Annotated in this window: 20 protein-coding genes; 11 read left to right on the forward strand and 9 right to left on the reverse strand. The window is 62.0% G+C overall.

The features are described from left to right. The first annotated feature begins 160 nt into the window (after positions 1 to 160). From mgrA to KUV72_RS19055, 5 genes are all read left to right on the forward strand, one after another. On the forward strand, positions 161 to 1,189 hold the full coding sequence (gene mgrA / locus KUV72_RS19035; RefSeq protein ID WP_222239431.1) for an L-glyceraldehyde 3-phosphate reductase: 1,029 nt from the start codon (positions 161 to 163) through the stop codon (positions 1,187 to 1,189). A 229-nt stretch (positions 1,190 to 1,418) separates the two neighbouring features. Continuing rightward, positions 1,419 to 1,718 carry a hypothetical protein gene (locus KUV72_RS19040; RefSeq protein WP_222164292.1) on the forward strand — a complete coding sequence of 100 codons (300 nt, stop codon included), beginning with the start codon at positions 1,419 to 1,421 and terminating at the stop codon, positions 1,716 to 1,718. A gap of 204 nt (positions 1,719 to 1,922) precedes the next feature. Continuing rightward, positions 1,923 to 3,341 (forward strand): DUF1800 family protein, encoded by a 1,419-nt coding sequence (locus tag KUV72_RS19045; RefSeq protein WP_222239432.1) that lies wholly within the window; start codon positions 1,923 to 1,925, stop codon positions 3,339 to 3,341. A 96-nt stretch (positions 3,342 to 3,437) separates the two neighbouring features. Then, positions 3,438 to 4,583: a DUF1501 domain-containing protein gene (locus tag KUV72_RS19050; protein WP_222239433.1), complete on the forward strand. Its 1,146-nt coding sequence runs from the start codon at positions 3,438 to 3,440 to the stop codon at positions 4,581 to 4,583. 182 nt (positions 4,584 to 4,765) lie between these two features. Further along, on the forward strand, positions 4,766 to 5,494 hold the full coding sequence (locus KUV72_RS19055) for a DUF1826 domain-containing protein (RefSeq protein ID WP_222239434.1): 729 nt from the start codon (positions 4,766 to 4,768) through the stop codon (positions 5,492 to 5,494). Between the two features lie 12 nt (positions 5,495 to 5,506). On the opposite strand, the gene KUV72_RS19060 is transcribed toward KUV72_RS19055, so the two are convergent. Then, positions 5,507 to 6,778, reverse strand: coding sequence for an NAD(P)/FAD-dependent oxidoreductase (locus tag KUV72_RS19060; RefSeq protein ID WP_222164296.1), 1,272 nt, complete (start codon positions 6,776 to 6,778; stop codon positions 5,507 to 5,509). Positions 6,779 to 7,058: 280 nt separating this feature from the next. Here KUV72_RS19060 and KUV72_RS19065 point away from each other — a divergent pair, with 280 nt between their 5' ends. The 4 genes from KUV72_RS19065 to KUV72_RS19080 all read left to right on the forward strand — a co-directional run bounded on the left by KUV72_RS19065 (position 7,059) and on the right by KUV72_RS19080 (position 11,609). Beyond that, on the forward strand, positions 7,059 to 9,188 hold the full coding sequence (locus KUV72_RS19065) for a putative bifunctional diguanylate cyclase/phosphodiesterase (RefSeq protein ID WP_222239435.1): 2,130 nt from the start codon (positions 7,059 to 7,061) through the stop codon (positions 9,186 to 9,188). A 155-nt stretch (positions 9,189 to 9,343) separates the two neighbouring features. Beyond that, positions 9,344 to 9,868: a sigma-70 family RNA polymerase sigma factor gene (locus tag KUV72_RS19070; protein WP_261317582.1), complete on the forward strand. Its 525-nt coding sequence runs from the start codon at positions 9,344 to 9,346 to the stop codon at positions 9,866 to 9,868. Continuing rightward, positions 9,865 to 10,605, forward strand: coding sequence for an anti-sigma factor domain-containing protein (locus KUV72_RS19075; protein ID WP_222239437.1), 741 nt, complete (start codon positions 9,865 to 9,867; stop codon positions 10,603 to 10,605). Before KUV72_RS19070 ends, KUV72_RS19075 begins: the two co-directional genes overlap by 4 nt. A 563-nt stretch (positions 10,606 to 11,168) precedes the next feature. Further along, positions 11,169 to 11,609 (forward strand): hypothetical protein, encoded by a 441-nt coding sequence (locus tag KUV72_RS19080; RefSeq protein WP_222239438.1) that lies wholly within the window; start codon positions 11,169 to 11,171, stop codon positions 11,607 to 11,609. 226 nt (positions 11,610 to 11,835) lie between these two features. Here KUV72_RS19080 and KUV72_RS19085 read toward each other — a convergent pair whose 3' ends face one another. The 7 genes from KUV72_RS19085 to KUV72_RS19115 all read right to left on the reverse strand — a co-directional run bounded on the left by KUV72_RS19085 (position 11,836) and on the right by KUV72_RS19115 (position 19,443). Beyond that, entirely contained in the window at positions 11,836 to 13,179 is a 1,344-nt protein-coding gene (locus KUV72_RS19085) for a YjiH family protein (protein WP_222239439.1), read from the reverse strand. A gap of 116 nt (positions 13,180 to 13,295) precedes the next feature. After that, positions 13,296 to 14,255, reverse strand: coding sequence for an electron transfer flavoprotein subunit alpha/FixB family protein (locus KUV72_RS19090; protein WP_222239440.1), 960 nt, complete (start codon positions 14,253 to 14,255; stop codon positions 13,296 to 13,298). Beyond that, positions 14,252 to 15,004, reverse strand: coding sequence for an electron transfer flavoprotein subunit beta/FixA family protein (locus KUV72_RS19095; protein WP_222239441.1), 753 nt, complete (start codon positions 15,002 to 15,004; stop codon positions 14,252 to 14,254). The genes KUV72_RS19090 and KUV72_RS19095 overlap by 4 nt, the downstream gene beginning before the upstream one ends. Before the next feature lie 23 nt (positions 15,005 to 15,027). Beyond that, on the reverse strand, positions 15,028 to 16,161 hold the full coding sequence (locus KUV72_RS19100) for an acyl-CoA dehydrogenase family protein (protein WP_222239442.1): 1,134 nt from the start codon (positions 16,159 to 16,161) through the stop codon (positions 15,028 to 15,030). Continuing rightward, on the reverse strand, positions 16,158 to 17,285 hold the full coding sequence (locus tag KUV72_RS19105; protein ID WP_222164304.1) for a CaiB/BaiF CoA transferase family protein: 1,128 nt from the start codon (positions 17,283 to 17,285) through the stop codon (positions 16,158 to 16,160). The genes KUV72_RS19100 and KUV72_RS19105 overlap by 4 nt, the downstream gene beginning before the upstream one ends. A 399-nt stretch (positions 17,286 to 17,684) precedes the next feature. Next, positions 17,685 to 18,392, reverse strand: a complete 708-nt coding sequence (gene hutC / locus KUV72_RS19110) for a histidine utilization repressor (RefSeq protein ID WP_222239443.1) — start codon at positions 18,390 to 18,392, stop codon at positions 17,685 to 17,687. A 196-nt stretch (positions 18,393 to 18,588) separates the two neighbouring features. Continuing rightward, positions 18,589 to 19,443, reverse strand: a complete 855-nt coding sequence (locus KUV72_RS19115) for an alpha/beta hydrolase fold domain-containing protein (protein ID WP_222239444.1) — start codon at positions 19,441 to 19,443, stop codon at positions 18,589 to 18,591. Between the two features lie 162 nt (positions 19,444 to 19,605). Here KUV72_RS19115 and KUV72_RS19120 point away from each other — a divergent pair, with 162 nt between their 5' ends. Together KUV72_RS19120 and KUV72_RS19125 are read left to right on the forward strand one after the other, a co-directional pair. Next, positions 19,606 to 20,502 carry a glycine betaine ABC transporter substrate-binding protein gene (locus tag KUV72_RS19120; protein WP_222239445.1) on the forward strand — a complete coding sequence of 299 codons (897 nt, stop codon included), beginning with the start codon at positions 19,606 to 19,608 and terminating at the stop codon, positions 20,500 to 20,502. 213 nt (positions 20,503 to 20,715) lie between these two features. Beyond that, positions 20,716 to 21,729 (forward strand): zinc-binding alcohol dehydrogenase family protein, encoded by a 1,014-nt coding sequence (locus KUV72_RS19125; RefSeq protein ID WP_222239446.1) that lies wholly within the window; start codon positions 20,716 to 20,718, stop codon positions 21,727 to 21,729. A gap of 181 nt (positions 21,730 to 21,910) precedes the next feature. Here the strand turns inward: KUV72_RS19125 and nspC are convergent, their stop codons facing one another. Then, entirely contained in the window at positions 21,911 to 23,086 is a 1,176-nt protein-coding gene (gene nspC / locus KUV72_RS19130) for a carboxynorspermidine decarboxylase (protein ID WP_224852000.1), read from the reverse strand.

The raw sequence follows: 23,086 nt of genomic DNA on the forward strand, positions 1-23,086 counted from the left end.
AGCTAGAGTGTGGGCAGCCAGAGTGAGGTCGGCCAGGGTGAGGGCAGCCAGGGTGTAGCTTCCCGGCAGGCGTCATCACCCTGGAACCCTGGGCATGCTCCAGGTCCTGGCACTATCCCCTCGGCCCCTCATGTCCGCCCTTGTCCCGGAGGAAATCAGCATGACCTACCATCCTGCAGCAGACCGCTATGAACGCATGCGCTACCGGCGCTGTGGTCGAAGTGGTCTAAAGCTTCCTGCCCTGTCGCTCGGCCTGTGGCACAACTTCGGTCACAACGCCGACGAGCACAATGCACGCGACATCTGCCGCACGGCGTTCGATCACGGCATCACCCACTTCGACCTGGCCAACAACTATGGTCCGCCCCCCGGCAGTGCCGAACAGATGTTTGGGCGTATTCTGCACTCGGACTTTGCCGGCCATCGCGATGAGCTGGTGATATCGACCAAGGCGGGCTACCACATGTGGCCTGGGCCCTACGGTGAATGGGGTAGCCGCAAGTACCTGCTGTCGAGCCTCGACCAGAGCCTTGCGCGAATGGGCATCGACTACGTCGACATCTTCTATTCCCATCGCTTCGACCCAGAGACGCCGCTGGAAGAGACCATGGGAGCGCTCGACCACGCCGTGCGCTCGGGCAAGGCGCTCTATGCCGGCATTTCGTCCTACAGCCCAGAACGCACCCGCGAGGCCGCCAGACTGCTGCGCGACATGGGCACGCCATGCCTCATTCATCAGCCCAGCTACTCGATGATCAATCGCTGGATCGAAGATGACGGCTTGCTCGACGTTCTCGACGAGGAAGGCATCGGCTCAATCGTCTTCTCGCCCCTCGCCCAGGGACTGTTGACCAGCAAGTATCTCGATGGTGTGCCCCAGGACAGCCGTCTGGCCAAGGGCGGCGCCATCCGCGAGGACCACCTGTCGGACGACAATCTGAGGCGGGTAAGGGCGCTCAACGATATCGCCGCGCAACGGGGCCAGACCTTGGCCCAAATGGCGATTGCCTGGGTCCTGCGCCAGGGCCGCGTTACCACCGCACTGATTGGCGCCAGCCGGTCGGAACAGGTCGTCGACTGCGTCAGAACACTGGATAACCCAGAATTCAGCGACGCAGAGCTCGCAGAGATCGACCGCTACGCGGTGGATGGCGGCATCAATCTTTGGGCGCAGTCATCCAAGGCCTGAGAGCACGCGCCTCGTCATGAGGCGCATGTGCCAATACTGCTGCGTCAGAACGATTCCATGGTAACGCTCGGCCGCGTGCAGAGTAGCGCTGCTCGGCTCTGCGGCTCTGTGCCTCCACCCTGCCGTCAACTGAGGTAATGCCAGCTGCAAAAAGAATTTGAGTGATTGCTCAAGATACGTTTGAATAGCCTCCTAAATACCGGCTAGACAGCCAATGAGGAGCATCACCATGGCACGCGTCATCAACCGCACCCTGCTGGACTGGGGGCGACTGACCGCCAATCTGGTCACCTACCCGGAGGGTCATAGCGTCTATCGTCATAATGACCCCATGGGCGGCGGCCGATACTTCAAGCTGAATATGATTCTCAAGGCGCCCAAGGCAGGAGGCGTGTTCGAGACGGAGCGAGTGATCTTCAACCTGTTCGACCGGGTCATCCTGTTCCGGCCTGACCTTTACCAGCACAGCGTGTCGCGGATCGAGAAAGGCCAACGGGTACTGCTGAGCCTGGCCCTGCATACCCCGTAGCAAGCGACTTCAGTGAAGCGTTCATCAACGTTTCTCGCCGGCTCTCTCGCTCTTCTCTCGCCCTTCTCTCACCCTTCTCTCCACCCCGTCGCACGCGAAAACCTCGATACCTTGCCGAATCAGCCGCCACTCAAGGAATAAGGGAACCTGGCGCCTCCTCCCCGGCCAAAGCCAGTATGGCTTTCGTCTTCAGGAGTCGCTGTGGTGTCTGATGCCCTGGTATTGGCGGAAATCGCTGCCAGCCGGTTCGGCCTGGGTCCCCGGCCAGGAGAGCTCGAGCAGATTGCTCACGATCCCCAAGGCTGGGTGCTGGCCCAGCTGGATGCGCCCCAAGAGGCCCTGCTAGGCCCCGGAGGAACGCCACTGCCCTCCACGCTCGACTATCTGGAGCGCTTCGCCCAGTTTCAGCGCGACCATGCCGAGGCACGGCGACGCATGGCCCGGCAGACGGCAGCTGGCGGAACCTCGCTACCGCGCCTGTCCCAGCGCTTTGGTCGCGATATGCAGGCGGAACGACAAGCTCGGGCACGACAGCAGTGCCTGACGGGTGCTCCGGTGCTGGAACGCTGGGTGATGTTCTGGAGCAACCACTTCTGTGTTTCCGCCGATCGCGGCAAGGTCGTGATGCTGCCCGGCGCCTACGAGCGCGAGGCCATCCGCCCCAACATTACCTCCCGCTTCAGCGACCTGCTGCTGGCAGTGGAACAGCACCCGACCATGCTGCTGTACCTGGAAAACGCAGACTCTGTCGGCCCTTCCTCGGCCGTTGCTCGCGCCGCTCGCCGACGGGCCTCCCCCCGATCTCTGGGGCTCAATGAAAACCTGGCCCGGGAAATCCTCGAGCTTCACACCCTGGGCGTCGACGGGCCATACGACCAAGCAGATGTCGTCGCCCTGGCCCAGGCGCTTACCGGCTGGCGCACCCCGCTGGAGATGCCGCCGGCCACGAACCCACCTGATCTGGGCTCCCATGGCAGTGTCTTTCACGAAGCGGCCCATGAGTCAGGTCCACGGACCCTGCTGGGACAGCGATTCTCTGCAGATGGCGCCGGTCAGGGTCAAGCCATGCTGCGCCTGCTGGCACAGCATGAATCGACAGCTACCTTCATCGCGCGCAAGCTTGCCGGCCATTTCGTGGCAGACCATCCTCCGGCAGAGCTGGTCAGCGCCTTGGCCAGGAGCTTTCGCGATCAAGACGGCGACCTTGCCGAACTCTACCGTACCCTCTTCCGTCATCCTCTTGCCTGGCAGCCCGGGGCATACAAATTTCGCCGGCCTGAGGAGTTCCTGGTGGCCCTTTATCGCGCCTTGGACAAGACCCCACCTGCGACGGGAAATCAGTGGGAACAGGAGCTGCGTCTACTCGGCCAGCGCCCCTTCTGGCCTGGCTCTCCCGCCGGGTGGAGTGACGACAGCCGTGACTGGATCGGCGCGGATGCGCTGTATCGACGTGTTGCACTGGCACGCCGCCATGGACGCGATAGTACGGTGGAACCGCTGGCTCTGGCGGAGCACTGCCTGGGTCCCAGGTTACGCGAAGAGACTGCCGTCGCGATCAGCCAGCAGCCCCCTGGGATGGGCCGAGCCATGGTGCTGGCAAGCCCGGAATTCCAGTGGCGCTAGTCGCCCGACATCCTCCTTTTCGACCGTCTCATTTTCGACCTTATCATTCCCGACACTCTCGATCCTGAACCCTCGGGATTGGCTACGGAGGCTGCCATGCTGAATCGACGTGACTTTCTCGGACGCCTGGCGCTGGGGTGCAGCATGTGGCTATGGCCGCCCCTCGCCATGGCCGAGACACACCAGGCGCGTCCTCGTCTGGTGGTGGTATTGCTGCGGGGTGCCCTCGATGGTCTGACGGCACTTCCTTGCCCCGGTGATCCGGCATACGCCAGCCTGCGCGGAGACCTTGCGGCGGCACTGCACCCGACAGCCCCTATGCTGAATGACACCTTTGCGCTGCATCCGGCGCTGTCATTCTGTCATCAATGCTTCCTGGCGGGTGACATGGCCGCCATACACGCCTGCGGCCAGGCCTATCGGGGACGCTCACACTTCAGTGCCCAGGACTGCCTGGAGAACGGCACCGACCATCCGGGTGGCCGTCGCACCGGCTGGCTCAATCGAGCCATTGGCGAACAGGCTCACACCCAAGGCATCAGCCTCACGGATGACCGCCCTTTGATGATTCGAGGGCCCGCCCCCATCACCAGCTGGGTCCCCTCCCCCACCTCGGACGCTACCCGCGTGCTGGCCGCCAGAATGAGCGCGCTCTATCGACACGACGAGCGGCTGGGTCCGGCCTTCGCTAGAGCCTTGGAGATGCAGCGCATCGTGTCAGATGACGTGGTGGGCGGTACCCGCCTGGAGGACATCATGCCGGCGGCGGGACGCTTTCTGGCACCTGCCGAGGGAGCCAGTGTGGCGCTGATCGATGACCAGGGCTGGGATACGCATGCGCGCCAGAACGCCGTACTGGCGCGCAAACTTGCCGACCTGGATCACGGCCTGTCAGCGCTGCATCGGCAGCTCGGCGCTAGCTGGCGGCATACGGCGGTGGTGGTAATGACCGAGTTCGGTCGCACCGTTCGCGTCAACGGTAGCGGTGGCACCGACCACGGCACCGCCAGCTGCGTGCTGCTGGCTGGCGGCGCCATCCGAGGGGGCAAGGTCCACGGCGACTGGCCGGGTCTCGCTCGCCTTCGCGACAATAGAGACCTTGTCTCCGCTCAGGATATTCGCAGCGTGCTGAAGGGAGTGCTGCGAGATCATCTGGGGCTGCAGCGTGCCGCACTGGATACCACCGTCTTCCCGGACAGCAGGACCATCGCCCCTTTTGAAGGGCTGATCAGAGCCACCTGATACCGTCGCCTCTCCCCCAATACTCGCTCAGGGTTCCTCACTCAGGGACCACGTCACCGCTTGGTGCTTATATCAGAGACGAGGTCCTGTCGGCTGCGCCAATGCAGGGGGATAAGCGGGGGGCTTTCATCGGGCATATTGTTACGATATAACATATAAAAACCTCCCAGGAGCCTTACTTCATGTCGCTTTCTCAGCCGCGCACCGTCGCGCCTTCCCTCTCTCTTGGCGCAAGCAGCGCGCTGGTCGACTCCCCCCAGGCCGCCGCCGCGCCCCTGCAGGCTCACAGCAACGTGCCACACTGGGCGATGGGTACCGAGGCCAGCGTGTTGCCTCGAATCTATGAAGACACTGTCACCATCTCCGTGCTCCAACGGGCCCTGCCTGCCGTTCTGGCAAGCAGCGCTCAGGCCCAATGCCACAGCGAGCGACTGTGGAGCTTTCAGTGGCTGGGTCCCGCCAATACGGACATGAAGCAGGCCCTGCTGCGCAGCTTGCCTGCGGCTGAGCAAGCGACAGCACTGATCGACGACGTCCTGCTGCTGACGGAGGCCATGGGAATGCTGTTCGACACTGACAGCCTGGGGGTCAGACTGCGCCTGATGAATGCCGCGATGTGCCCGCGCTTCCATTGTGACAAGCTGCCGGTGCGCATGGTCACGACCTATGTCGGCGCAGGCAGCGAATGGCTTCCGGAGTTTGCCGTCAATCGTCAGGGACTGGGCGCTCCGACCCCGGACAAGCCCGACGTGCTGCGCGAGCTCAGCGCGATTCGGGCGCTGGCACCAGGGGACCTGGCGCTGTTGAAGGGAGATGGCTGGGCCGGCAATGAAGGGCGGGGCCTGGTCCATCGCAGCCCCGCCATGGCGTCGGGCGGTCGACGCCTGCTGCTGACGATTGATCCGGCCTGAGCCGGCGCGGGCTCAGTGGACCTTGAGACGGGGGCCCACTGAGCGACCGAAGGCATCGCTCACCGCTTCGGCAGCACCCTTCCAGGGGCCCAGCAAGAGGAACTGATGCTGTCGCTGCAGGCCCTGATACGCGGCTCGGGCCAGGCGCCCGCGCAGCGTGATGTCATCAGCAAAGACGCCGCGCAGGGTACCCACGCTGCCCGCCTCGCCCAAGGACAGCAGGGTCCCCTTGTCCTCGTAGCGGAAGGGGGCCGGGTCATCTCCTGCCAGAAAACGCGGCAATTCTCGGGCCAGGTGTTCGGCCTGCTCGCTGGCGGCCTGAGCGGTAGGAGGCGCCGGGCTTTCCTCGATCCAGGAGCAATCCCCAAGTGCAAACACCGCGTCATTGTCCATGGCCTGGAGGCTCGGCCTAACGATCCACTGGCGCTTGTCATTGACCGCAAGCCCCTTCATTCGACTCGCCAGCGATGGGCCAACCCGTCCGGCCGCCCAGATCGTCATGTCGGCGGGGAAGGACTGACCACCCTCGGTGGTGACACGCTGGGCGCTGACCGCGTTGACCTGCTGCGCGGTATGAATGTCGACCCCGGCCTCCTGCAGACGAGCCTGCACGACGTGCCGTACTTCGTCGTCCATGCCAGGCATAAAGGTGTCGGTTGCCTCCAGCAAGGTGACCTTGACCTCGGGCTGGATCTCCTTGGGCGCCATGCTGGATGCCCTGGCCTCGGTAGCCAGCAGGCCAGCCAGTTCGACGCCGGTCGCCCCTGTTCCCACGATGGCGACATGATAGGGATCGCTGCACCCTTGGGAGCGGCGCGCCAGCAGACCGGCCGAGAAATGGCGATACAGTCGTTCTGCGTCTCGCTCGCTATCGAGCAGGAAGGCATTGTCGAGAACGCCGTCGACCCCCATGTCCGGGGTCACGCCCCCCAGTGCCAGCACCAGTGCGTCAAACGACAGCTGTCGCTCGGCGACCAGTACACGCCCGTTGTCGTCCTTCCATGGCGCCAGGGTAAGACGCTTGTGGCCAGCGTCTACGTCAACCAATTCGCCCTGCTCGAAACGAAATCCCCACTGCTGCGCCAAACCTGCGTAATCCAGCTCATCAACGCTTGCCCGGGTGAAACCCGCCGCCAGCTCGTGCAGACGAGGCTTCCACACATGGGTCGCAGCGCGATCCATCAGCAACACGTCCTTGTGCCCGGCCTTGGCCAAACGAATGGCCAGTTCCAGGCCGCCGGCTCCACCACCAACAATCACGATGCCCTCACTGCGAGTGTTCATGGGACCTCCTGTCGATGGCCTCCCGGACGATCCGGCAGGCCTTGGATCAGGCCTACCCTAACATCGCTCACTGATGCTTGCGCCCCGATACGTCGGTCGCCAGGGCATTCGACGTGTACGAAAGACAGTTAGAGCATTGCCGCTATACCACTGACATACCTAAGAAAAATAAGAAACATATGACGTAACGTTAAGTTAAACCAGCGCGGAGTTTCTTCTAAAGGTATGGTAGGTGCCTTTACGGCCAACACCGCTATCACTCCTTGAGGATCTCTCCTGCATGGACCATACCGTTGCGTCCTATCATCCCGCGCTCGTCGTGCTGAGTCTCGCTATCGCCGCCATTGCCTCATTGACCGCGCTGGACCTGGCAGGCCGGGTCAAGTCCAGTCGCGGACTGGCTCGGCAGCTTTGGCTGGCCGGGGGCGCCTTTGCTATGGGCACCGGCATCTGGTCGATGCACTTTGTCGGCATGCTGGCCATGGATACGGCTTCCCACTCCGCCTACAACATCCCGCTGACCCTTGTCTCACTGCTGGCCGCCTTGCTCGCCTCGGCACTGGCCCTGGCGACCGTGCAGGGAGGCCGGCTCACCTGGCCCAGGCTGACATCCGGTGCCATCATCATGGGCACTGGCGTGTGCCTGATGCACTACATCGGCATGGAAGCCATGCTGTCGATCACCGAGCTGCGCTATCGCATCGATCTGTTTCTGGCCTCGGTCGCCGTTGCCGTTGTCGCCTCAGCCCTCGCCCTCACCCTGGCCTTTCGACTGAATCGTGAAGGCATACGATCTCCGCTATGGCAGCGGGGTCTTGCTGCGCTGATCATGGCCGTCGGCATCGCTGGCATGCACTACACCGGTATGGCGGCTACCAGCTATCAGCGCGTGCCCATGGCCGTCGATGCCGGCGGCCTGGGTAACGGTCAGCTCGCCTTCCTTGTGGCATTGGCGTCGATCTTCATCATGGTGACGGCGCTGCTCATTTCTATCTACGACGCCCACCTGTCGTCACGCAATGCGCTGCTGGCCGACTCGCTGCAACGCGCCAATCAAGAGTTGAAGGATCTGGTCCACCAGGACGCGCTGACGCAGCTTCCCAACCGGCTCAAGCTCGAAGAGCACCTGGATGCGATGATTGCCACCGAGTCTGCGAGCTTCGCGGTATTTTTCGTCGACCTGGATCGCTTCAAGCAGGTCAACGATTCGCTGGGCCACCATGCCGGTGACGAACTGATCAAGGGCGCCGCCGCCCGGTTGAAGTCGGCGGTGCGCGATGGCGACCTGGTCGCCCGGGTCGGTGGCGACGAGTTCATGATCGTGGCGGGCCCCAACATCACACATGGCGATGCAGAGGCCATGGCACGCCGAATTCTGAGCGCGCTGGACAAGCCCTTCCAGATTCACAAGAGCATGGTGAAGGTTTCCACCAGCCTGGGGATCAGCCTGCATCCGGAAAACGGCAGGTCCCGCCACGACTTGATGGTGCATGCTGACGCCGCCATGTACAGCGCCAAGCAGAACGGCCGCAACACCTACCAGTTCTTTGCACCCGACATGACCCACGCGGCGGACCGCCGCAGCATCCTCGAACAGCGCCTACGCCATGCCCTCGACAACGATGGTCTGACCCTGGCCTACCAGCCCAAGATCAATGTGCACAGCGGCCAGGTGGCGGGAGTAGAAGCCCTCTTGCGCTGGCACGATGAGGAGCTTGGCCAGATTGCCCCCGATGAAGCGATTCCTCTGGCGGAAGACTGCGGGCTGATACTGCCACTGGGTGAATGGGTCCTGCGCACGGCCTGTCGCTTCTCCTGTCAGTGGATGGAGGAAACCGGCCAAGCCCTGCCGGTAGCCGTCAATATCTCGGCAATTCAGCTGAACCACCGAGGTTTCGTCGACACCATCAAGACCGTGCTCACCGATACCGGCCTTCCGCCTAACCTGCTGGAACTCGAGTTGACCGAGACCTGCCTGGTGCAGAACCCGGATCGCGCCATGGAAGTCCTGGGCACCCTGCGGGAGCTCGGGGTTCTGATGTCCATTGACGATTTCGGTACCGGATACTCGAACCTTACCCAGTTGAAGAACCTGCCCGTCGATCGCCTGAAGATCGATCGCAGCTTCATGGAAGACATCGCCAACAACAGCCAGGACGCGGCGATCGTCCGGGCCGTCATCTCACTGGCCCGAAGCCTTGGGCTGCATATCATCGCCGAGGGGATCGAGAACTCGGAGCAGCTGGCGTTTATCAGCAAGCTTCAAGGGCATGAGTACCAGGGATACCTGTTCAGCAAGCCCGTCCCTGCAGCCGAATTAAGGCGCCTTCTGCAGGAACGTGCCACGCAGGTGCAGGCCGATCAGCCGCTACGCGCTCACGGCATCCCGCCAGACCAGCTACCGGCCTGAATCGCCCCGTCCTGTGCCACTTGACCCGAACCGGCCGGCCGCGTCACGCTGCCCAACACGCCCCCGTCACAGAGATCCCATGAATGACGCATGTCCAACGCCTGGAAACTGACACGTCCGCGCCGAGTGATGCGCAGTCTCCTCAAGACAGGCTGATGATGCTGTTGGCTCGAGTGGAAAAGGGCGACCGAGAGGCATTTGCCGAACTGTACCAGGCAACCTCGGCGAAACTTTTTGGCACCGTGCTGCGTATCCTCAAGGACACAACGTGGGCAGACGATGTCATTCAGGACGTTTACGTGACCATTTGGCAAAAGGCAGATCGCTTCGATCAACAGCGCGGCTCCGTCATCGGCTGGATGGCGACCATCGCCCGCAATGCGGCCATCGATGACCTGCGCAGAGCACCCCGCCACCAGAGTGAGGAAGACAGTCACCTGGAGCACGCCGCAGCTACCCAGGCCTCGGCCTTCGAGCAGCGAGACCAGGACGAGTCCTCCGACCGCCTGTCGCAGTGCCTGGAGGAATTGGAGGAGACACGCAGCCAGATGGTTCGGCTGGCCTATCTGGACGGCTGGTCGAGGGCCGACCTGGCCACCCATTTCGGGCAACCCGTCAACACCGTCAAGACCTGGTTGCATCGCGCTCTCAAGCAATTGAAAGGATGCTTGTCGACATGAGCGATCTTACTGACAAGGACCTCCTTGCCGCCGAGTTTGTACTCGGCACACTCGACGATTCCGAGCGCCAGCAGGTCCACCGGCAACGCCAGCAAGATGGCGAGCTTGAGCAGCTGATCCAGGCCTGGGAGGCACGGCTCGCGCCCCTGGGTGATGAGGTCAAGTCCATTGCTCCTGGCCCCCACCTGCTGGCGCGTATCGAGCGACGTATCGACGCTGTCGAAGCTCGGGCCGCGTTGCAGCATAGCGATGATCGGGTTACCCGGCTGCGCCGTCGTATAACCCTCTGGCGAGGGATGGCTGGGGTCTCTTCTGCCGCAGCGTTGATACTGGCAGCCTTGCTGGTGGGTGCACCGACGTCATCGCCCGACCAGTCCCAGTTTGTCGCGGTGTTCCAGCAGGACGACCAGCAACCCGCCTTCATGTTGAGCGTCAATCTTGAACAGCGCCGCCTGCACGTCATGCCCGTTACCGCCAAGCCGATGGAAGACCGCTCTTACCAGCTATGGATCAAGGAAGCCTCCCTGGGGCCGACGCCACAGTCGGTGGGGGTCCTGGACGACGACCTGAGCATCGACCAGAGCGCTCTGCAGCAGTACTCGCCCGAGCTGCTGAAACGGGCCACCTTTGGTATCAGTGTCGAGCCCTCGGGAGGCTCACCCACCGGCCAGCCCACGGGCCCCGCCATTCATGGGTATCTGTATCCCACTCAGGCCCCCGGCAACCAGCGTCTCTAGCCATGGCCGCAGAGAGGAACCCTTCCTCTCTGCCGCATCGGCTTTGTCAGCACCAGCTCAGGCCCCGTGGATTCCTCTGATCTATTGCCAAGGGGTCCTGCGAAGTGCCTCCGTCAGCGTTCTCCCAACGTCAGTCGCCGGGACAGCAGCGCCTTAAGCGAACTTCAACAGTGCGCTGTTTTCCCCGTTTCTGACTGAAACCTTTCCCGTTCATGACACGTATCTGTTGCTGGCGAGCGAGCAGCTAACGGCATACCAGCGTGCCCCCGCTGCAATGCCCCACGCCATATCGGCGCGATCATAGCGGCGCGAGGGCGTCTTCCGCGAGGGTGAGCGTTGCATGCCTGCCACCTGTTCGCCTCACCACTTCCCTGCTTGGCCGCCCTCCCGGCGGCCTTTTTTATCAAAGGTACAACGATCAAAGGTACAACGATCAAAGGCACAGCGATCAAAAAAACCTCGCCACTGAAACTTTGCGCCCAGAGGCTACGTATCTGACAGTGACTCGGCGCCACACCACGGGCCCGAGAGCCAAAGCCAGTCAACTGCACCAGGAGAGAATGATGTTCAAACAACTGACAGCAAGCATCCTCGTCAGCTCAGCAGTTTTCCTCACCGCTGGCGCCCATGCCGACCATCATGCGGACATGGAAGGATCCCATGATCTTGGCGTGTGGGCAGACGACCAGTCCGTTGCCGAGGGCACCGTGACGGCAGAACGCATCGTTGCCGAAAACAACGGCTGGATGGTCGTTCACCGCACCGATGACAGCCACAAGCCGGGTCCGGTAGTCGGCTACGCTTCGCTCAAGGCTGGCGAGAACACTGACATTGCCGCGATCCTGACAGAGGAAGTGGCCAATGGTGACATGCTGATGCTGATGCTCCACGGCGAAGATGGCGGCAACCAGACCGGCGTCTTCGAGTACACCCTTGGCGCCAGCGAAGATGGCCCGGTCAAGGTGGATGGCAACCTGGTGATGGCCGTCATCACGGCTCAGTAAGCCATCTCGCCAAGGTTCTTGCCCCTACATAACGCAAGTGTTGGCTTGAACCTGACAACGACGCGCATCAGCCAGCGCCCCGCTCTTGTCGAGCGGGGCGCTGGCGTGTTGTGCCAGGCAGGCGCAACGGAAAAAAGGCACCACGGTGATCACCCGTGATGCCAATGGGCACAGCCTATGAAGAGAGACCAAGGTCCGGCGAGACGCAGGACCTAGAAGACCAGGCTTAGAACAACAGGTGAGTGGCCAGCGCCACCATCGGCAAGGCCACCAGGGTACGCAACAGAAACACGACGACCAGATCCAGCACGGTCAGCGGAATCTTGGACTCGAGCATGGCATTGGCACTTTCGGTGAAGAAGATGATCTGCACCGTCGACAGCGTGCAGACAAAGAACACCGCCATCGGGTCGACCTCTGCACCAGAGATGATGATGGCCGGTAGAGCAATCTCGGCGATCGCCACCAGTACGGTAGGCGCAATGGCGCTGGCATCTGGCAGTTGCAGCGCTGAAATCAGCGGCTCGACCACGCTGCCAAGCATGTCGAAGGCAGGCGTATAGGTGGCCAGCAGCAGCGCCAGTGTGGCGATGGCCAGAATGTAGGCGACGATTTTCTGGGCGAAGGTAATGGCTTCCCAAAACCCCTTGTAGAACACATCCAGACGGGTCTGTGCGGCGCGCTCGGCTGCCGCGGCACAGGCACGAGCGATAATAGGGGTGTCACTGGTGCTCCGAAGATCTTCAGCCGTCTGCGAGTTACCCGCGAAGTAGACATCGCGCTTGCGCGACAGCGGCGGAATCCTGACCATCAACGCCGCCACGGTGAAGTTGATGACAAAGGACACCAGGATCATGTGGGGCAGATACGCCATGATGCCACCAATGGAGGCCAGCAAGGCAAAGAAGCCCAGGCTGCAGATGCTGAAGTTGGTAGCAATGGCCGCAGATTCACGCTCGGTATAGTGGCCTTCCATGTACAGCTTGTTGGTGATGAAGATGCCCACCGCGGGTGCCGCCACGAAAGACGCCACCGCATCCACCGCAGACTTTCCAGGCAAGCGATAGAGGGGGCGCATCAAGGGTTCCATCAGCGTGCCGACGAACTCCAGAAAGCCGAACTCGGTCAGGAAGATGACAAAGAAGCCGGCGATGGTCACGGTCAGGAAGACGCTGCCGCCAAGGTACAAGGCAAGCCCGCCGACGTCCTCATGCAAAAGCCACTGTGGGCCGACTCCAAACGCCAGCAGCCCAGCGAACACCGCCGCCAGCAGGAAGGTGATGCCGGTCATGGTGCCGTCCTGACGATGATAACGCCGGAGTCCTTCATGCCCGGAAATACGTGACATCAGCCATGTCACACACAGCAGTACGATCAGTCCAAGCGTGATGAAATTCAGCGCTCCCCCCAGGGTCTGCTTCAGCAGGTTGATCATGATGACCAGGGGGATGGTCATCTGTCCGTCACCGTCAGGAAGCGGTAGAAAGAAGATGCCCAGACCGATCAAGCTGCCTGCCAGCGAGATCAGTCCAGCGCTAGATGATGTGGATGCCACCTTGGGATTATTCATGTTGTGTCTCCAGTGGAGGCTGGCAATCGAAAGGCGTCACGGCATGCGCCCGTGACAGGGCCGGACGACAATCCTCCGGCCCGTCGCTTGGTGTCTGCGTCGTCTACGCAGCCTGTCTAGCGGCGTTGCAAAGCGCTTTCCAACTCCGGCAAGGCCTGGAACAGATCGGCCACCAGGCCGTAGTCGGCCACCTGAAAGATCGGCGCCTCCTCGTCCTTGTTGATGGCCACGATGACCTTGGAATCCTTCATTCCCGCCAGGTGCTGGATCGCCCCACTGATGCCGACGGCGATATAGAGCTCAGGCGCGACGATCTTGCCGGTCTGCCCCACCTGCAGGTCGTTGGCCACATAGCCGGCGTCGACCGCGGCCCGCGAGGCACCAATGGCCCCGCCAAGGGCGTCGGCGATACCGTCGAGCAGAGCGAAGTTATCGCCACTCCCCATTCCACGACCGCCGGAAATCACGACCCTGGCCGAGCCCAGCTCCGGCCGGTCACTGGCGGCCTGGGACTCACTGACGAAGAGCGAGTGCTCGTTATGAGCCGTGACAGGCAGCACCGACACTGGGGCGGTCTGGTCGCGTTTGCCCGCTGCCTCAAAGGCGGTGACCCTGACGGTGATGACCTTGATGGGGTCCAGGCTCTGGACAGTGGCAATGGCATTGCCTGCATAGATCGGCCGCTTGAACGTGTCCTCGTCTATCACCGCCACGATCTCTGAAAGCTGTGCCACGTCCTTGAGCGCCGCCAAACGCGGCAACACGTTCTTGCCCGTGGTCGAGGCCGCTGCCAGCACGTGGGTATAGCCGTCGGCAAGGGTGACAAGTAGCTCGCCCATAGGCTCGGCGAGCTGATGGTCAAGGACGGATGAATCTGCCAACAGGACCCGACTCACGCCCTCGATGCCGGCAGCGTCTTGCGCCACTTCAGTGACCTGAAGGCCTGCTACCAGAACGTCGATCTCGGCGTTGGCGTCCTGCTGGCAGTCCGCGATCTGCCTGGCGGCAGCCACCACCTTGGCGGTGGCCGCAGCGAGTTGTCCCTGATGATGTTCGGCCAGTACGAGTAGCTTCATGAGATCACCTTGGCGTCGTTTCTGAGTCGCTCCACGAGCTCGCTGACCGAGCTCACCTTGATGCCTCCCTGTCGCTCGGCGGGGGGCTCTACCTTGAGCAGCCGCTGGTGAGCCGTCACGACCACCTCCAGCTCCTCCGGCGTCCAGCGATCCAGCGGCTTCTTCTTGGCCTTCATGATGTCCGGAAGCTTGGCGTAGCGCGGCTCATTCAGGCGCAGATCCGCAGTGATGACCGCCGGCAGCGTCAGCTCCAGTGTCTCAAGCCCACCATCGATCTCACGGGTGACCCGCAGCGCATCGTCCTTAATGCTCAGCTGGGAGGCAAAGGTGCCCTGGGGCACGCCCATCAGCGCAGCCAGCATCTGCCCGGTCTGATTGTTGTCCGAGTCGATCGCTTGCTTGCCCAGGAGCACCAGACCAGGTTTTTCCGCTGCGACCACCGCCTGCAGCAGCTTGGCGATGACCAACGCATCAAGCGACGCCGGGGCATCGACGTGGATGGCTCTGTCGGCTCCCAGCGCCAGTGCGGTACGTAACTGCTCTTGGACCGCCTGAGGCCCAATGCTTGCCACCACGACCTCACTGGCGACTCCCGCTTCCTTGAGACGAACGGCCTCTTCCACCGCAATTTCACAGAAGGGATTCAAGGCCATCTTGACGTTGCTGAGATCAACATCGGAGTGGTCCGGTTTGACCCGGATCTTGACGTTGTAATCGATGACGCGTTTCACCGCGACGAGGATTTTCATGGTGATATCTCCTTGTTCGGGTGTTACGCCGTGATGGCCCGACCGATGATGATCTTCTGGATTTCCGAGGTGCCCTCGAAGATCCGCGTGATGCGCGCATCGCGGTAATAGCGCTCGATCGGCAGATCGCTGATGTAGCCATACCCGCCATGTACCTGCACCGCGGCATCGGTCACCTTGGCCGCAGCCTCGGACGCCACCAGTTTGGCTACCGCGGACTCTAGGCTGAAGCGCTGCCCGGAATCGCGTGCATCCGCAGCCTTGTAGGTGACCAGCCGTGCCGCCTCCAACTGGGCATGCATCTCGGCCAACATCCACTGAATGCCCTGGTGGCGGCCCAGCGGCTTGCCTGCGATGATGCGCTCCTTCGACCAGGCGATGGAGGCGTCATAGGCAGCCCGGGCAATCCCCACGCTCATCGCCGCCACTTCGACACGTCCTCGGTCCAGCACTTCCATGGCGGTCGCGAATCCCGCGCCCTCCTCCCCCATCAGGGCGTCATCGGGAAGCACACAGTCAAAGCCGATCTCGTAGATGTGGCTGCCGCGCAGACCAAGGGTCTTTTCTGGGCTGGAGAAGCTGATCCCGGGCGTATGACGATCTACCAGGAAGGCCGAGATACCGCGATGTCCCTGGTCAGGGTCGGTCTTGGCGTAGACCACCAGGAAATCGGCGAAGGCGCCATTGGTGATGTAGTGCTTGGTGCCAGTCAGATGCCAGCCGTCAGCGGTGTGCACCGCGCGGGTTCGCATCTCGGCGGGGTTGGAACCGGCACCGGGTTCGGTCAGCGCGAAGGCGCCGAGTTTCTCCCCGCTTGCGCACAGCGGCAGCAGCTCCTGCCGCTGTGCCTCGGAGGCACCGATCAGTACCGAGTCGGTGGCGAGAAAGTGCGCCGTCAGCGACGAGCAGGTCGCCGCACAGTGGTAGGCAATTTCTTCCACTGCCAGGGACATGCCAATACTGGAGATATCGACACCACCGTACTCGGAAGGCAGGTTCATGCTCCAGAAGCCCAACTCGCCCAGGGCACGCAGGCTCTCCTGGCAGAATTCCCGGGTCTCGTCGTAACGGGCTGCATGGGTCTTCAGCACATCGGCGCAGACGCGATGGGCGGCATCCTGAAACGCGATATCGTCTTCATTGAAGGTAAAGTTCATGCGTCAATCTCCTGATCGAGGTCCACGGTGTGCTGACCGAGCGTCGGCGCGGGGCGATGGCAGACGACCCGCTGACCATTGAAGAAAACCGGCTGGGCGGGGGACTTCCACTGCCCCATGTCGAGTAACAGCTGGCGATCCTCGGCATGCTGTGATTCGGCAAGCTGGGCAATGTCCCAGATGGGGGAAGCGGGAACCCCTGCTTCATCTAGACGCGAACAGACGTCTTTCACCGAGTAGTGACGTGTCCAGCGTTCGATCTCGGCCTTGAGTGCGGCCTGATGGATGCAACGCTGCTCGTCATTGGCGAAGCGCGGATCGGTCAACAGCTCAGGGGCTTCCATGCACTCGGCAAGGCGGGCAAACAGCGGGTTATTGATGACGGCGATAATCACCTGGCCATCGCTGGCCTCGAAGCTATCGAACGGAGCGGACAGCGGATGACGGTTGCCGATAGGCGCAGGCGTGGGGCCACCAGCGATGAACTGCGCCAGATTGGTGACCTGCATGGCAAACAGACAATCGAGCATCGACACGTCAAGGTGACAGCCAAGGCGTTCTCCATCCCGCTCCCGTGCAAACAGGGCGGCACAGATTGACCAGCTCGCAAACATGCCAGCACAGACATCTCCCAGCGATTCGCCAATCCGCGTGGGGTGTCCTCCCTCGGGACCGGTGGCAGCCATCAGTCCCGACAGTGCTTGCGCAATGATGTCGTAGGCGGGCTTTGACCGCATGCTGCCCGTCTGACCAAAGCCCGAGATCGAGCAGTAGATCAGCGACGGAAAGCGCTCACCCAGACTCTTCTCGTCAATACCCAGGCGCTCGGTCACGCCCGGACGGAAGTTTTCCACCAGTACGTCCGCCCCTTCGCATAAAGTGAAGAAACGCTCGCGATCGGTGGCATCCTTGAGGTCCAGACATACACTCTTCTTGCCGCGATTGAGCATCGAGAAGTACAGGCTTTCCCCCTGGACATAGGGCGCAATGTGACGACTGTCATCACCATGGCCCGACTCGACCTTGATGACGTCCGCCCCCAGGTCCGCCAGCATCGCGGTGCAATAGGGCCCCGCCAGCACCCTCGACAGATCAAGAATGGTGACCCCTTCCAATGGCTTCATCGTGCCAGTCCTCCAGCGTCTTGTTATTGAGACGTGGCACGACGATCTCGACGAGCCACACAATATGTATATACATATCTTGGTCGTCATAAAAGCCTGAGGCACAGCGACAATATTTTGCCAACTCGCAAAAAAGTAAAGAAATCCTTGTTTTTAATATCAAACCCAATATTCAGGCAGGGGCTAAAAGTAGACTAAAGTCAAAGGAAGAACAGGCGAAGATGGCTTGGCAGGCACAAATTGGTATATACATCTTGATGCACCGACCCATTCTGTACCGAGACGCCATCACCTGGACGCTACCCGTGAAGGGCGAGCGTGAAGCGACCGCATGGCGGGACAATCGGCACGGCGGATGAGGACGCAGCGCAGAGCAGCATCAAAGGTTTGGCCGTGCCATCAACCGTGGCGGGAGGTGTTCAGCTTGTAGCGATGTCCAGGATGGAGAAGCTGGGTATAGCTGATAAGAAGCTCTCCTGACCAGGTACGACGCACGACCAGCAGGCAGGCCTGATGAGGCGGGATCTCGAGTAGACGCGTTTCTTCAGCCGTCGGATTGATCGCTTCGACGCTGTTTTCCACGTCGGTGACGGGGTAGCGCGCGACCAGGATGGCGTTTGGGGTCTGCCGCGTGAAATCGTGCTTGAGGTAGTCCGGTGCCAGTCGAGGATTGACGTGGCGTCGCTCGAGCTGAATGGCCACGCCATCTTCCCGATGCAGAATCTCGGAGTAGAACACCATGGTCCCAGTCTTCACGCCAAGGAAGACCGCCACCTCCTCAGACGCCTCCACCTCCTCGAGCGCGATGATGTCACTGGAGTGCTCGCCACCTCGCGAGCGAATTTCGTCAGCAATATTGCGAATATCGAACAGGGACGACTCGGACTTGCGCTGGCTGACATAGGTGCCAGAGCCGACGCGTCTGACCAGCAGACCGCTCTGCACCAGGTCCCTGATGGCCTTGTTGGCGGTCATCCGGCTGACACCGAACTCCCGAGCGAGCGCATTTTCGGCGGGAATGCGATCGCCAGCAGAAAAGGTCCCTTCTTCGATATGAGATAGCAAATGCTCCTTGATTCTGGCGTAACCAGGCCGCTTGCTGACCATGAGGGATCCTTTTACTGGCACAAGGGGCCCAAGTGTAGCCACGGCCCTTAGCCCAGGGAAGCAGGTAAACGACACCTCACTCGATAAAGCCCGCCACGGCACCGAGAATTCCGTTACAGCGTCGCTCAGCGATGTGCTGCTCAACATATCGCTTGAACTCTTCCGAGCTGAAGCCTCCGGCTCCCGCTAGCGCTCCCTAACTGCCGCTCCCGTCGGCCTCGATGGATTCACCGAGCCTGGAGCAGAAACGCCCCCAGGCCAGCTGCAGGGACGGCAGCCAGGGAAGGCCATGCAACGCGCTGTGCACCATGCCGTCAGCGACGTCCAGCGATACCTGCGCCGAGGTGCGGGACCATTGCGCTACGGCGCCTTCTATCATTGCCGTCAGCGGATCATACTCGGCCGCCAGCACATGCATATGCTGCGATGGCGGCAGGTACCCATCATGGGCGGGAACCGTTGCCGCGACCATCGTCCACAACGCCAGGACGTCATCGCGGCTCAGCAGCGGCGCGTCTGCCCCCAAGAGAGACGCCTGTGGCGTGCCGACCACCGGATAGATCAACCCCAGCGGCGGCACGCCGGCGCCCTCCCGAGCCAGTGTCGCCGCCGCATCCAGAACCAGCCGACCTCCAGCGCTGTCCCCCACCGCGGCGACAGGATCACAGGCCTGCCACACGCCGAGCACGTCCGATAGAGCGTCACTGTAGGACGACTCGGGCAACAGGCGGTAGTCAACGCTGACCACTTCCCGGCTCAGGGCCTGCACCAGGGCTTCAGCGACGCCACGGTGGCTGCGGCTGGACCCCAGCGTCCAGCCGCCACCATGGGCGTACACTACAACGCCACCGCCCTGGCGCGGGCCGTCCCGGGGCCACAGCCTGGTCACCGGCACCCCGGCAATGGTGGTGGCCTCGTCGGCGATGGTGGCACTGTTCAGCTGAAAGCTCTGGCACAGACGCTCGTAGCCACGCCGGGCGTCAACGGGGGGCATCCCTTGGAGTCCGCAGAGTCCCTGCCGATAGCGGTTGATGAACGCTTCAATTTCCATAAGGCCTTCCGTAGGCAGATGTGCCACATCATGGTAGCGATGTCTCGGCGCGCCAGGCATTTACATCGGCAATCGCCCCCATTGCGAAGACTCGTACCCAGTCCCTTGGCAGCCTGTCGACTTGGGCTAGAATCAAGGCTCAATTTCCAGCCGGACGTCAGAATGCCGTTACAACACTTCGCTAAAACAACAATTACCACGGGCCTGTTCGCCCTCCTGACCGCCACCGCCCAGGCCGACGATGAGATCGTGGTCGGCGGCAAGAACTTCACCGAACAGCAGATCATCTCGAGCATGACCGCCCAGTACCTGGAGCATCTGGGTTACGACGTGGACAAACGCGCCGGCATGGGATCCGCGGTGCTGCGGCAGGCACAGGAAAACGGCCAGGTGGACGTCTACTGGGAGTACACCGGCACCTCGCTGATCGTCTTCAATGGCGTTGACGAAAAGCTGGACGCCCAGGCGACCTATGATCGCGTCAAGGCGCTGGACGCCGACAAGGGGCTGGCCTGGCTTGAGCCTTCCGGCGTCAACAACACCTATGCCATCGCCATGCGTGAGGCCGATGCCGAGGCCATGGACATCACCAGCATTTCGGACATGGCGTCGGCGATCAACGCAGGCGAAGAGCTGCTGTTTGCCTCCAATGCCGAATTCTATGCGCGCCCCGATGGACTGCGTCCGATGCAGGACATCTACGGCTTTCAGTTCGACCGCTCCGATATCAAGCGCATGGATACGGGCCTGACCTATACCGCTCTCAGAGACGACCAGGTCGACATCGCCATGGTCACGACTACCGATGGACGAGTGTCGGCCTTCGACCTGCGCATTCTCGAAGACGACAAGGGCTTCTTCCCGCCCTATGCCATGACCCCCGTGGTGCGCCAGGAAGCGCTGGACACCCACCCGGAGCTGGCGGCCCAGCTGAATGCACTTGCCGCCACGCTAGACGATGACGTCATGACGCGGCTCAACGAGCAGGTGGACGTCAACCGCGACGTCGTGGAAACCGTCGCCGAGCAGTTTCTCGCCGACCAGGGGTTGATCGACTGATCGCATCTCCCGGCCACCGTGCCGATCGGGGCCGCCGCAATGCCAAGATGCCCCCTGCTTCTCACGTCGTGAAGCAGGGGGCACCGCCAGACTGTCGTTGCGTCGATTGTCCTTACATCCCGAAAAGAGTGTTTAGCGTTTGACGGTGTTCGGAATATCCATAGCAGGCTAAGGTATTGCTCATATCCCAATCCCTACTGCCATGGAGATCCCATGAAAGCTATCGGTTACTACGCCCCAGGCCCCATCGATCGCGACGACGCCCTGGTGGATCTCGCGCAAGAGGTGCCTCAGGCCAGCGGGCACGACGTGCTGGTCAAGGTCGAGGCCGTTTCGGTCAATCCCGTCGACGTCAAAATCCGCCAGTCACGAGCGCCCGAGCAAGGCCTGGCCGCGGTGATCGGCTGGGATGCCGTCGGAGAGGTGGTGGCTGTCGGCGACAAGGCAACCTCTGTCCAAGTGGGCGACCGAGTGTGGTACGCCGGGGATATTTCTCGCCCGGGCACGAACAGTGAGTACCACCTGGTGGACGCACGCATCGTCAGCAAGGCACCCGGCTCCATCGACAACGCGGCCGCCGCTGCCCTGCCCCTCACCGCTCTGACCGCCTTTGAGATGCTGTTTGATCGGCTCAAGATCAACGACCCGGTCCCCGGCGCCGCTCGCGCAGTGCTGGTCATCGGCGGGGCCGGCGGCGTCGGCTCGATCACTATCCAGCTGCTGCGCGCACTGACCGACTACACCGTCATTGCCACGGCGTCACGGCCAGAGACCCAGGAGTGGGTGAAGGAGCTGGGGGCCCACCATGTCGTCGATCACCATCAACCGCTGCCGGCACAGATCGATGCCCTTGGCCTCGGTGCTCCCGCTTTTGTGTTCTCGACCAATGCCTCAGAGGGCTACGCGCCCCAGATAGCAGAACTGATTGCGCCCCAGGGTCGCTTTGGCTTGATCGACGATCCGGCCTCCCTCGACGTGGTGCCGTTCAAGCCCAAGGCGGTGTCCATCCACTGGGAGCTGATGTTCACCCGCCCGCTGTTTTCCACCGCCGACATCGCCCGCCAGGGAGAAATTCTCGCCAAGGTGGCGCACCTGATCGATACCGGGCACCTTCGCTCCACCGCTACTGAGTCCTTTGGCACCATCAATGCCGCCAACCTCAAACGTGCCCATGCCCTGATCGAGAGCGGCCGGGCCAAGGGCAAGGTCGTGCTCGAAGGTTTCTAGGCGGTCCCTCTTGATAGCCACCCTAGCCTAGCTGGCCATCAAGGCGCCAACAGAAAACGCCCGCCCCGCTCGGTCTTGCCGAACGGGGCGGGCGTCATGTGGAGCGACGACGCTGCGATCGAGACGGCGCAGCTTACGTCGTCAACTCAGCATCGCCAGCTCAGCCTTTCCTGTTTGAACCTCAGGACAGGCGTTCGCGGAAGTCCTGGTAGCCAAACTCGCGGATGACCTGCAGGGCTCCGGTGTCCGAGTTCCACACCGCGATGGCCGGCAGACGCGTGCCATTGAAGGTGGTGGTCTTGACCATGGTGTAGTGCGCCATGTCCTTGAACACCAGTTTCTGCCCTATCTCGAGAGGGGCATCGAAGCTGTAGTCACCGATCACATCACCGGCCAGGCAGGTCAAGCCTCCCAAACGATAGGTGTGAGCCCGCTCACCAGGCTCCCCTGCCCCCAGCAGACCAGGCCGATAGGGCATTTCCAGCACGTCCGGCATGTGACAGGTGGCAGAGGTATCGAGAATCGCCTGATCGAGAGTATTGAAGGTGGTATCCAGTACCGTGGTGACCAGCACGCCGGACCCAATCGCCACCGCTTCTCCTGGCTCAAGGTAAACCTGAACCTGGTGACGCTCTGCGAAAGCGCGAATGCAGCGCACCAGGTCGTCGCGCTGGTAGTCGGGCCGGGTGATGTGGTGGCCACCACCGAAGTTCACCCACTCCATGCGACCAAGCAGGTGGCCGAAGCGCTCTTCCACCGCCGCCAGCGTTCGCTCAAGCGGCGGGAAATCCTGCTCGCACAGGGTGTGAAAATGCAGACCGGTGATGCCATCCAGGGTCGCTTCATCCAGCTCCGACAGCACAATACCCAGACGCGAGCCGGGAGCACAGGGATCATAGATCGGCACATCGCCCTCGGAGTGCTCCGGATTGATGCGCAAGCCGAACTTGATCCCAGGCCGCTGCTCCAGCGCTGCCTGCACCAGCGGCTGCGCGCGCTGCCACTGCGCGCAGCTGTTGAACACCACATGATCAGCGATCTTCAGGATCTCGATCAGATCGGCCTCGCTGTAGGCAGCACCAAAGACATGCACTTCGCCTTCGTAGTGCTCATGGCCCAGCAGGGCTTCATGCAGACCACTGGCACAGGTGCCGCTCAGGTAGCGCGACACCAGCGGCGCGAAATGCCACATGCTGAAGGCCTTGAGCGCTGACAGCACCTTGGCCCCGCTGGCGTCGGCCACCTCGGCGAGAATCCGCAGGTTGCGCTCCACCGCCACCTCATCCACCACATAGCAGGGAGAGGGCAGCGCGCGGGTATCGAGCCGCGAGATATCCGTGAACTGAAGGATCTCCAC

Source organism: Halomonas sp. DP4Y7-1, from assembly GCF_019800705.1.
Taxonomy (GTDB): domain Bacteria; phylum Pseudomonadota; class Gammaproteobacteria; order Pseudomonadales; family Halomonadaceae; genus Halomonas; species Halomonas litopenaei_A.

What these genes read in the sequence shown, in the direction of transcription:
- mgrA (WP_222239431.1), top strand. Translation starts at nt 161, where the DNA reads ATGACCTACCATCCTGCAGCAGACCGCTATGAACGCATGCGCTACCGG.
- KUV72_RS19040 (WP_222164292.1), top strand. Translation starts at nt 1,419, where the DNA reads ATGGCACGCGTCATCAACCGCACCCTGCTGGACTGGGGGCGACTGACC.
- KUV72_RS19050 (WP_222239433.1), top strand. Translation starts at nt 3,438, where the DNA reads ATGCTGAATCGACGTGACTTTCTCGGACGCCTGGCGCTGGGGTGCAGC.
- KUV72_RS19055 (WP_222239434.1), top strand. Translation starts at nt 4,766, where the DNA reads ATGTCGCTTTCTCAGCCGCGCACCGTCGCGCCTTCCCTCTCTCTTGGC.
- KUV72_RS19060 (WP_222164296.1), bottom strand. Translation starts at nt 6,778, where the DNA reads ATGAACACTCGCAGTGAGGGCATCGTGATTGTTGGTGGTGGAGCCGGC.
- KUV72_RS19065 (WP_222239435.1), top strand. Translation starts at nt 7,059, where the DNA reads ATGGACCATACCGTTGCGTCCTATCATCCCGCGCTCGTCGTGCTGAGT.
- KUV72_RS19070 (WP_261317582.1), top strand. Translation starts at nt 9,344, where the DNA reads ATGATGCTGTTGGCTCGAGTGGAAAAGGGCGACCGAGAGGCATTTGCC.
- KUV72_RS19075 (WP_222239437.1), top strand. Translation starts at nt 9,865, where the DNA reads ATGAGCGATCTTACTGACAAGGACCTCCTTGCCGCCGAGTTTGTACTC.
- KUV72_RS19080 (WP_222239438.1), top strand. Translation starts at nt 11,169, where the DNA reads ATGTTCAAACAACTGACAGCAAGCATCCTCGTCAGCTCAGCAGTTTTC.
- KUV72_RS19085 (WP_222239439.1), bottom strand. Translation starts at nt 13,179, where the DNA reads ATGAATAATCCCAAGGTGGCATCCACATCATCTAGCGCTGGACTGATC.
- KUV72_RS19090 (WP_222239440.1), bottom strand. Translation starts at nt 14,255, where the DNA reads ATGAAGCTACTCGTACTGGCCGAACATCATCAGGGACAACTCGCTGCG.
- KUV72_RS19095 (WP_222239441.1), bottom strand. Translation starts at nt 15,004, where the DNA reads ATGAAAATCCTCGTCGCGGTGAAACGCGTCATCGATTACAACGTCAAG.
- KUV72_RS19100 (WP_222239442.1), bottom strand. Translation starts at nt 16,161, where the DNA reads ATGAACTTTACCTTCAATGAAGACGATATCGCGTTTCAGGATGCCGCC.
- KUV72_RS19105 (WP_222164304.1), bottom strand. Translation starts at nt 17,285, where the DNA reads ATGAAGCCATTGGAAGGGGTCACCATTCTTGATCTGTCGAGGGTGCTG.
- hutC (WP_222239443.1), bottom strand. Translation starts at nt 18,392, where the DNA reads ATGGTCAGCAAGCGGCCTGGTTACGCCAGAATCAAGGAGCATTTGCTA.
- KUV72_RS19115 (WP_222239444.1), bottom strand. Translation starts at nt 19,443, where the DNA reads ATGGAAATTGAAGCGTTCATCAACCGCTATCGGCAGGGACTCTGCGGA.
- KUV72_RS19120 (WP_222239445.1), top strand. Translation starts at nt 19,606, where the DNA reads ATGCCGTTACAACACTTCGCTAAAACAACAATTACCACGGGCCTGTTC.
- KUV72_RS19125 (WP_222239446.1), top strand. Translation starts at nt 20,716, where the DNA reads ATGAAAGCTATCGGTTACTACGCCCCAGGCCCCATCGATCGCGACGAC.